Origin of the sequence: Collimonas sp. NPDC087041 (assembly GCF_044745265.1) — a bacterium.
Lineage (GTDB): Bacteria > Pseudomonadota > Gammaproteobacteria > Burkholderiales > Burkholderiaceae_D > Collimonas.
Genome location: NZ_JBIUZX010000026.1, coordinates 1 through 5,674, shown reverse-complemented (window position 1 = coordinate 5,674; position 5,674 = coordinate 1). Strand labels below are relative to the sequence as shown.

The following is a 5,674-nucleotide window of genomic DNA, read 5'->3' as shown; positions in this document are numbered from 1 at the left end:
AGTAGTAAAAAAGTAGTTGACGAAAAACTTGAAACGCTACATAATCTCATCTCTCTGCTGCTGACAAACAAAACGATTTGACGGCGACGCGAACCAGACTCTGGTGGCGCGAAAGTAGAAGGTTCTTTAACAATTAACAGTCGATAAGTGTGGGCGTTTAATGGAAGTGCAGCGCTGGCAGCGTAAGTTGCTAGCGTATAACTTAAAACATTAAATGTTCACAAAAGAAGAAAATAGGCGCTTTCGCAAGAAAGTGGCCTGTCAGTATTTTGAGTGAGCGATAGCAGAGATGCTAGGCAGCAATGCCACAAAACAGAGATTGAACTGAAGAGTTTGATCCTGGCTCAGATTGAACGCTGGCGGCATGCCTTACACATGCAAGTCGAACGGTAACAGGGAGCTTGCTCCGCTGACGAGTGGCGAACGGGTGAGTAATATATCGGAACGTACCTTTGAGTGGGGGATAACTAGTCGAAAGATTAGCTAATACCGCATACGATCTACGGATGAAAGTGGGGGCTCGTAAGACCTCATGCTCATAGAGCGGCCGATATCTGATTAGCTAGTTGGTGAGGTAAAGGCTCACCAAGGCTTCGATCAGTAGCTGGTCTGAGAGGACGACCAGCCACACTGGGACTGAGACACGGCCCAGACTCCTACGGGAGGCAGCAGTGGGGAATTTTGGACAATGGGGGCAACCCTGATCCAGCAATGCCGCGTGAGTGAAGAAGGCCTTCGGGTTGTAAAGCTCTTTTGTCAGGGAAGAAACGGGATGTCCTAATACGGTGTCCTAATGACGGTACCTGAAGAATAAGCACCGGCTAACTACGTGCCAGCAGCCGCGGTAATACGTAGGGTGCAAGCGTTAATCGGAATTACTGGGCGTAAAGCGTGCGCAGGCGGTTATGTAAGACAGGTGTGAAATCCCCGGGCTTAACCTGGGAATGGCATTTGTGACTGCATAGCTAGAGTGTGTCAGAGGGGGGTAGAATTCCACGTGTAGCAGTGAAATGCGTAGAGATGTGGAGGAATACCGATGGCGAAGGCAGCCCCCTGGGATAACACTGACGCTCATGCACGAAAGCGTGGGGAGCAAACAGGATTAGATACCCTGGTAGTCCACGCCCTAAACGATGTCTACTAGTTGTCGGGTCTTAATTGACTTGGTAACGCAGCTAACGCGTGAAGTAGACCGCCTGGGGAGTACGGTCGCAAGATTAAAACTCAAAGGAATTGACGGGGACCCGCACAAGCGGTGGATGATGTGGATTAATTCGATGCAACGCGAAAAACCTTACCTACCCTTGACATGTACAGAATCCCGAAGAGATTTGGGAGTGTTCGAAAGAAAACTGTAACACAGGTGCTGCATGGCTGTCGTCAGCTCGTGTCGTGAGATGTTGGGTTAAGTCCCGCAACGAGCGCAACCCTTGTCATTAGTTGCTACGAAAGGGCACTCTAATGAGACTGCCGGTGACAAACCGGAGGAAGGTGGGGATGACGTCAAGTCCTCATGGCCCTTATGGGTAGGGCTTCACACGTCATACAATGGTACATACAGAGGGCCGCCAACCCGTGAGGGGGAGCTAATCCCAGAAAGTGTATCGTAGTCCGGATTGTAGTCTGCAACTCGACTACATGAAGTTGGAATCGCTAGTAATCGCGGATCAGCATGTCGCGGTGAATACGTTCCCGGGTCTTGTACACACCGCCCGTCACACCATGGGAGCGGGTTTTACCAGAAGTAGGTAGCCTAACCGTAAGGAGGGCGCTTACCACGGTAGGATTCGTGACTGGGGTGAAGTCGTAACAAGGTAGCCGTATCGGAAGGTGCGGCTGGATCACCTCCTTTCTAGAGTTTGCATGAAAGTTAAGCGTCCACACTTATCGTCTGTTAATCAAGAAGAACAGGTATCGGTCAAAGGCTACGGCATGAAAGTGCTGAAGTTGATGGTAGGCTCGTACTGATCCAAGCGGGTCTGTAGCTCAGTTGGTTAGAGCACCGTGTTGATAACGCGGGGGTCGTTGGTTCGAGCCCAACCAGACCCACCAAATTTCGGGGGTTTAGCTCAGCTGGGAGAGCACCTGCTTTGCAAGCAGGGGGTCGTCGGTTCGATCCCGTCAACCTCCACCAGTTTCTGGTGGTACTGAAATGTCAAACCTAAGTCGGTGCGGAAAGTAAGCACTGAGATTTAGGTTTGGTCTTTTTAAGATCAAAAGCAATAACTGTTCTTTAACAATCTAGAAGAAGTAGTAAAGATTCGTCAGCAGACAAGACATTGTTTGTTGATGGGTATGATTGTATCAAATCAAAAAGTATGTAAAGAGTTCTCAAAAGACTCTATGGGCGCAAGCTGCATAGAGAATGCGATAACACTTTGGATACGGCAAACGCTAAACTCATAGAAATACCTCTATAACCGCTTTTTGGGTGTGAACGCACTCAGAAGCTAAAGTTATAGGGACAAGTGAATAAGTGCATATGGTGGATGCCTTGGCGATATCAGGCGATGAAGGACGTAGTAGCTTGCGATAAGCTGCGGGGAGCTAGCAAACAAGCTTTGATCCGCAGATTTCCGAATGGGGAAACCCGGCCCTAGTGGTCATTGCATACTGAATACATAGGTATGCAAAGCGAACGCGGCGAACTGAAACATCTAAGTAGCTGCAGGAAAAGAAATCAACCGAGATTCCCAAAGTAGTGGCGAGCGAAATGGGAACAGCCGCAAGTTTTAGCAGTGGACATAGTAGAACGACTTGGAAACGTCGGCCATAGAGGGTGATAGCCCCTTATACGAAATGATCATTGTGGAACTAAGCTTGCAACAAGTAGGGCGGGACACGTGTAATCCTGTCTGAACATGGGGGGACCATCCTCCAAGGCTAAATACTCGATATCGACCGATAGTGAACCAGTACCGTGAGGGAAAGGCGAAAAGAACCCCGGAAGGGGAGTGAAATAGATCCTGAAACCGTATGCATACAAACAGTAGGAGCGGACTTGTTCCGTGACTGCGTACCTTTTGTATAATGGGTCAGCGACTTACATTCAGTGGCAAGCTTAACCGTATAGGGAAGGCGTAGAGAAATCGAGTCCGAATAGGGCGTTCAGTCGCTGGGTGTAGACCCGAAACCAAGTGATCTACTCATGGCCAGGATGAAGGTGCGGTAACACGCACTGGAGGTCCGAACCCACTAATGTTGAAAAATTAGGGGATGAGCTGTGGGTAGGGGTGAAAGGCTAAACAAACTTGGAAATAGCTGGTTCTCTCCGAAAACTATTTAGGTAGTGCCTCAAGTATCACCATCGGGGGTAGAGCACTGTTATGGCTAGGGGGTCATCGAGACTTACCAAACCATTGCAAACTCCGAATACCGATGAGTGCGAGCTTGGGAGACAGACGCCGGGTGCTAACGTCCGACGTCAAGAGGGAAACAACCCAGACCGCCAGCTAAGGTCCCAAAGATTGGCTAAGTGGCAAACGAAGTGGGAAGGCTAAAACAGTCAGGAGGTTGGCTTAGAAGCAGCCATCCTTTAAAGAAAGCGTAATAGCTCACTGATCGAGTCGTCCTGCGCGGAAGATGTAACGGGGCTAAGCCAGTCACCGAAGCTGCGGATATCAATTTATTGATATGGTAGGAGAGCGTTCTGTAAGCCTGCGAAGGTGTCTTGTAAAGGATGCTGGAGGTATCAGAAGTGCGAATGCTGACATGAGTAGCGATAATGGGGGTGAAAAGCCTCCACGCCGTAAGCCCAAGGTTTCCTGTTCAACGTTCATCGGAGCAGGGTGAGTCGGCCCCTAAGGCGAGGCAGAGATGCGTAGCTGATGGGAAGCAGGTTAATATTCCTGCACCGTCGTTAGATGCGATGGGGGGACGGATCGCGGAAGGTTGTCCGGGTGTTGGAAGTCCCGGTTCCTATATCAGAGAAGGCTGTTAGGCAAATCCGGCAGCGTAATTCAAGGGTATGGGACGAGTGAACTTGTTCACGAAGCAATCGGAAGTGGTTCCAAGAAAAGCCTCTAAGCTTCAGTCTAACGAGACCGTACCGCAAACCGACACAGGTGGGCGAGATGAGTATTCTAAGGCGCTTGAGAGAACTCGGGAGAAGGAACTCGGCAAATTTGTACCGTAACTTCGGGATAAGGTACGCCCCGGTAGTTTGACTGGCCTGCGCCAGAAGGACGAAAGGGCTGCAATAAAAAGGTGGCTGCGACTGTTTAATAAAAACACAGCACTCTGCAAACACGAAAGTGGACGTATAGGGTGTGACGCCTGCCCGGTGCTGGAAGATTAAATGATGGGGTGCAAGCTCTTGATTGAAGTCCCAGTAAACGGCGGCCGTAACTATAACGGTCCTAAGGTAGCGAAATTCCTTGTCGGGTAAGTTCCGACCTGCACGAATGGCGTAACGATGGCCACACTGTCTCCTCCCGAGACTCAGCGAAGTTGAAATGTTTGTGATGATGCAATCTACCCGCGGCTAGACGGAAAGACCCCATGAACCTTTACTGTAGCTTTGCATTGGACTTTGAACCAATCTGTGTAGGATAGGTGGGAGGCTTTGAAGCGGGGACGCTAGTTCTCGTGGAGCCAACCTTGAAATACCACCCTGGTTTGTTTGAGGTTCTAACCTTGGTCCGTTATCCGGATCGGGGACAGTGCATGGTAGGCAGTTTGACTGGGGCGGTCTCCTCCCAAAGTGTAACGGAGGAGTTCGAAGGTACGCTAGGTACGGTCGGACATCGTGCTAATAGTGCAATGGCATAAGCGTGCTTAACTGCGAGACTGACAAGTCGAGCAGGTACGAAAGTAGGACATAGTGATCCGGTGGTTCTGTATGGAAGGGCCATCGCTCAACGGATAAAAGGTACTCTGGGGATAACAGGCTGATTCCTCCCAAGAGTTCATATCGACGGGGGAGTTTGGCACCTCGATGTCGGCTCATCACATCCTGGGGCTGTAGCCGGTCCCAAGGGTATGGCTGTTCGCCATTTAAAGTGGTACGTGAGCTGGGTTTAAAACGTCGTGAGACAGTTTGGTCCCTATCTGCCGTGGGCGTTGGAAATTTGAAGGGGGCTGCTCCTAGTACGAGAGGACCGGAGTGGACGAACCTCTGGTGTACCGGTTGTCACGCCAGTGGCATTGCCGGGTAGCTAAGTTCGGAAGAGATAACCGCTGAAAGCATCTAAGCGGGAAACTTGCCTTAAGATGATATTTCCCGGGAACTAGATTCCCCTAAAGGGTCGTTCGAGACCAGGACGTTGATAGGTCAGGTGTGGAAGCGTAGTAATACGTTAAGCTAACTGATACTAATTGCCCGTGAGGCTTGTCCCTATAACCTTAGCAGGTTATATGATGAGCTTTTATTGTTTGCCAAGGTGACTATCCTCAACAGATAGCAACACCGTTTGGACATTCATACCCAACCGGGCTCACTCACCCTAGTGAGCTCGGTATAAAAAACTACTTCTTCTAGATTGCGTTGTGCGTTGCTCCAACTGGAGAACGAACAGCGGTTACAAGTTATGCCTGATGACCATAGCGAGTTGGTACCACCCCTTCCCATCCCGAACAGGACCGTGAAACGACTTTGCGCCGATGATAGTGCTGCAACCAGTGTGAAAGTAGGTCATCGTCAGGCTTTTATTAGAAAACCCTCTGTGCTTAACCG

General features: G+C 50.0%; 2 tRNA genes and 3 rRNA genes. All 5 read left to right on the top strand.

Going from position 1 to position 5,674, the window contains the following annotated elements:
• Nucleotides 1-321: 321 nt before the first annotated feature.
• Nucleotides 322-1,852 (top strand): 16S ribosomal RNA (locus ACIPF8_RS24465).
• A 123-nt stretch (nucleotides 1,853-1,975) separates the two neighbouring features.
• Nucleotides 1,976-2,052: transfer RNA gene (locus tag ACIPF8_RS24460), tRNA-Ile, on the top strand.
• A gap of 6 nt (nucleotides 2,053-2,058) precedes the next feature.
• Nucleotides 2,059-2,134: transfer RNA gene (locus ACIPF8_RS24455), tRNA-Ala, on the top strand.
• Nucleotides 2,135-2,462: 328 nt separating this feature from the next.
• A 23S ribosomal RNA gene (locus ACIPF8_RS24450) occupies nucleotides 2,463-5,337 on the top strand.
• Between the two features lie 194 nt (nucleotides 5,338-5,531).
• Nucleotides 5,532-5,644 (top strand): 5S ribosomal RNA (rrf, locus tag ACIPF8_RS24445).
• Together the 16S, 23S and 5S rRNA genes with 2 tRNA genes alongside form the textbook arrangement of a ribosomal RNA operon.
• The last annotated feature ends 30 nt before the right edge of the window (nucleotides 5,645-5,674 follow it).